Source organism: Candidatus Cloacimonadota bacterium (assembly GCA_011372345.1).
Classification (GTDB): domain Bacteria; phylum Cloacimonadota; class Cloacimonadia; order Cloacimonadales; family TCS61; genus DRTC01.
Genome location: DRTC01000322.1, coordinates 1 through 3,896, shown reverse-complemented (window position 1 = coordinate 3,896; position 3,896 = coordinate 1). Strand labels below are relative to the sequence as shown.

Below are 3,896 nucleotides of genomic sequence, written 5' to 3'. Positions count from 1 at the left end.
TGTAAAAATAAGGCAACGAACAAAATCCGAGCAAATTGTTCGTTTTGTTAGTTTTGTTCGTTGCTAAAAAAAAAGAAAAAAACAGGAGGAAATAATGGATGTAGTAGCAAAAGTAAAGGAAATTATCGTAGAAGAACTCGGTGTAGATGAAAATGAAGTTACAATGGAAGCAAGTTTCATCGAAGATCTTGGTGCGGATTCTCTGGATACGGTCGAACTTATCATGAAATTCGAAGAAGAATTTGATATTGATATCGCAGACGAAGAAGCAGAAAAACTGAAAACAGTAGGAAAAGCAATCGAATACCTGCAGGCAAAACTCGGATAAACGAAGATTTCAAATGGTGGAGTTTTTTTCTTGAACTCCACCTTTTGAAATTATTAATTTTAATTAGAGCCCATCCGTAAAGATAAAATATTTTCAGCTTGTGAGCGAAACGACAAGTTGAAAAAATGATCATTTGCGGTTTCAAGTCATCATCTTGTTCAAAGACGATGTCGCAAGCTCCTTACAACTCGAATCATCTTGATTCATCGATATTTCCCCTCTTTGTTAAAGCGGGATTAGGGGAGTTTGAAATAGAAAATAATATCAAAAGAGGTATATTATGAAAAAAAGAGTTGTTATCACCGGTATAGGTACGATCAATCCTGTCGGTCATAATATCGCTGAAACCTGGGAAAACCTGATTGCAGGAAATTCGGGGATCGACCGGATCTCAAAATTTGAGATTACAGATGATTATGGATCACAGATATCAGGAGAGATTAAAAATTTCAATCCCCAAGATTTTTTTGATCGTAAAAGAATAAAAAAACTCGATCCCTGTACTCAATTAGCATTGATCGCAGCTAAAGAAGCTTTTGAAGATTCCGGTTTGAACAATTTTGAATATAATCCGGAAAGAGCCGGAGTGATAATGGGTTCTGGAATTGGAGGAATGTTAACTTTTGAAAATGAAGCAAAAAAATTCTTTGAGAAGGGACCAAAAAGAGTCAGTCCGTTCTTTGTTCCAAAAATGATCGTGAATATTGCGACAGCGGAAGTTGCTATCGAATATAATTGTAAAGCAGCTAATTTTACGGTTGTTTCTGCTTGTGCATCGGCTAATCATGCTCTGGGAACTGCTTTCCGAACAATCCAATACGGAGATGCAGATATTATTTTTTCAGGTGGATCAGAAGCTGCGGTTACTCCATTGACAGTTGCCGGCTTTAGTTCGATGAAAGCTCTCAGTACAAGAAATGATGATCCCAAAAGAGCCTGTCGTCCTTTTGATAAAGAAAGAGACGGATTTGTTATGGCTGAAGGTGCCGGTATTCTGATCCTGGAAGAATTGGAACATGCTTTAAAACGAAACGCCAAAATTTATGCAGAAGTAATTGGATTTGGTGCATCCTGTGATGCTTTCCATATAACTGCTCCTGCAGAAAAAGGTGAAGGTGGAGCAAGGGCTGCAATCACAGCTCTGAAAGATGCCAACATCAAACCAGAAGAAGTCGATTATATCAACGCTCATGGAACTTCTACTCCGTTAAACGACAAGAATGAAACTGCGATGTATAGAACTGTTTTTGGTGATTATGCTTACAAATTGAAGATCAATTCCACCAAATCAATGGTTGGGCATTTACTCGGAGCAGCAGCTGGCGTGGAAGCTATAGTTTGCTGTAAAACCATTGAAACCGGTAAGATCCATCCGACTTTGAACCAGGAAGTTCCTGATCCTGAATGTGATCTAAATTATGTTCCCAATAAAGGAATCGAACAAGATGTTAATATTGCATTGAGTAATTCTCTTGGTTTTGGTGGACATAATGGTGTTATAATTTTCAGAAAATATGATAAATAGGGCGATAATTTCGCCCTTTTCTCTTTTCCATTGAAAAAAATAATTAAAAGTTTACTCTCTCAATTTTCTTATAAAAATCCAAAAAAATCTTTTCACGAAGAACTCCAAAAAAAAATAGATTACAAATTCAACTCGTCTGATCTATTAAAAGCTGCTCTCACCCATACTTCCATAAATTCATCTAATTCAAAAAGTTCACCCTTCGAACGTATGGAATTTTTAGGTGATTCAATACTTGGTTTGATCGTCGCGGAAGAACTTTTTCTCAAATATCCGGATTCTCCTGAAGGAAATCTTTCCAAAATAAAATCGAAGATAGTTTCTCAAAAATTCCTGACAATCAAGGCTAAAGAGATAAATCTGGGAGATTATCTTCTTTTGAGTTCCGAAGCAATCCAGGATGGTGGGAAAAAATTACCCTCAATCCTGTCAGACGCAATGGAATCTCTTATCTGTGCAATATACCTTGATGGAAATATTGGATTTGCCCGGAAATTCATCAAAGACTTTATCCTGCTTAATTTTGAAAAATTCATTAAAAGTGATGAAATGACCAACTACAAAAGTATTTTACAGGAATATACTCAATCTAGATTTCAGAATATTCCAAAATACAAAATTGTCAGTGAAAAAGGTCCCGATCATAACAAAATATTTACGATCAAGGTTTTTATCAATGATGAATTATTTGGCGAAGGTAAAGGTGCGAATAAAAAAGAAGCCCAACAAAACGCAGCAAAAGTAGCCTGCTTAAAATTAAAAATATAATTCCCACATCGTTCCCAAACCCCGATTGGGAATGCAATAATCTCGACTTGAAACCGGATTTTGAATGATTAGAATTCCTAATCAGGGATTGGGAATTATACAAAAAGGTTTTATAGGCAGTTTAAAGTTAGGGGCAATAAATGAAGATTTTCCCCATTTTCATTCCTCATCTCGGTTGTCCTTTTGCTTGTGTTTATTGTAACCAGCACTCGATCACAAAATCAAAAATCCCCGAACCTTCAAAAATCAGTTCGGATATTTCTCGATTCTGTAAATTTAATCAGAATATTGAAAAAGAAATCGCATTTTTCGGTGGAACATTTACACATCTTTCCCAAACAGAACAACAGGATTTTTTTGATCTGGTTCAGCCATTATTAGATTATAAAACAAGTATCAGAATCTCGACCAGACCGGATTTTATCAATGAGAACATTCTTTCATTCTGCCGGAAAAACGGAGTAAAAACGATCGAACTTGGAATCCAGAGTTTTTCTGATCAAGTTCTCGAATCTTCACAAAGAAAGTACGATTCAAAAACTGCAATTTCTGCCTGCAAAATGGTGAAAAAAAACAATTTCAATTTGGGAATCCAGTTAATGCCCGGACTTCCAGCCTTTTCTGAAAAATATCTTCTTAAAACAATCTCCGAAACAATTAAAATCCGACCGGAATTCGTCAGGATCTATCCAACTATCGTTCTCAAAAACACGGTTCTCGAAAAATGGTTTCGGGATAAGAAGTACTTTCCTTTAGAAATTGATGAAGCCGTTGATATCGTTGCTGAAATGGTTAATATTTTTGAAAAAGAAAATATCAAGATAATCAAAATAGGTCTTCATTCCGATATCGAACCGGAAAACATCATTGCAGGTCCATATCATCCTTCTTTTGGAGAACTCGTACGAGCAAAAATTTTGTCAGAAAGGATTTTTAATAAATTCGAGCAAGATCGAACTTTAATTATTTCTCCTTCCGACATATCTCTTTTTAAAGGATTTGAACAAAAGATGTTAAATGAATTGAAACAAAAAATCCAAATCAATAAAATTCCGATTAGTATTGACCGTAAATTAGCAAAAAACAAATTTGCGTTTAGAGACATTAAAGCAAAGAAGTGGTGGTAGGTAAATCGGTCAGAATGGACAAGATCGGCATCTTGTTTTATGAAATAACTCGAAACTCTGTTCGTTGTAATTATGATTCTCCGAATCATTAATAATTTGCTCAGAAGATTTGACAATTTGGCAAATTGTTTTACGGCACAATCAGGAT

The 3,896-nt window shown here is 35.5% G+C and carries 4 protein-coding genes; all 4 read left to right on the top strand.

Annotated elements, in window-relative coordinates; all coding sequences use genetic code 11:
• Positions 1 to 94: 94 nt before the first annotated feature.
• The 4 genes from ENL20_06275 to ENL20_06260 all read left to right on the top strand — a co-directional run bounded on the left by ENL20_06275 (position 95) and on the right by ENL20_06260 (position 3,748).
• Entirely contained in the window at positions 95 to 328 is a 234-nt protein-coding gene (locus ENL20_06275; GenBank protein ID HHE38160.1) for an acyl carrier protein, read from the top strand.
• Positions 329 to 608: 280 nt separating this feature from the next.
• Positions 609 to 1,853 (top strand): beta-ketoacyl-[acyl-carrier-protein] synthase II, encoded by a 1,245-nt coding sequence (fabF, locus tag ENL20_06270; GenBank protein HHE38159.1) that lies wholly within the window; start codon positions 609 to 611, stop codon positions 1,851 to 1,853.
• 30 nt (positions 1,854 to 1,883) lie between these two features.
• Positions 1,884 to 2,621 carry a ribonuclease III gene (gene rnc, locus ENL20_06265; GenBank protein ID HHE38158.1) on the top strand — a complete coding sequence of 246 codons (738 nt, stop codon included), beginning with the start codon at positions 1,884 to 1,886 and terminating at the stop codon, positions 2,619 to 2,621.
• Positions 2,622 to 2,761: 140 nt separating this feature from the next.
• Positions 2,762 to 3,748 carry a radical SAM protein gene (locus tag ENL20_06260; GenBank protein ID HHE38157.1) on the top strand — a complete coding sequence of 329 codons (987 nt, stop codon included), beginning with the start codon at positions 2,762 to 2,764 and terminating at the stop codon, positions 3,746 to 3,748.
• Positions 3,749 to 3,896 lie beyond the last annotated feature (148 nt).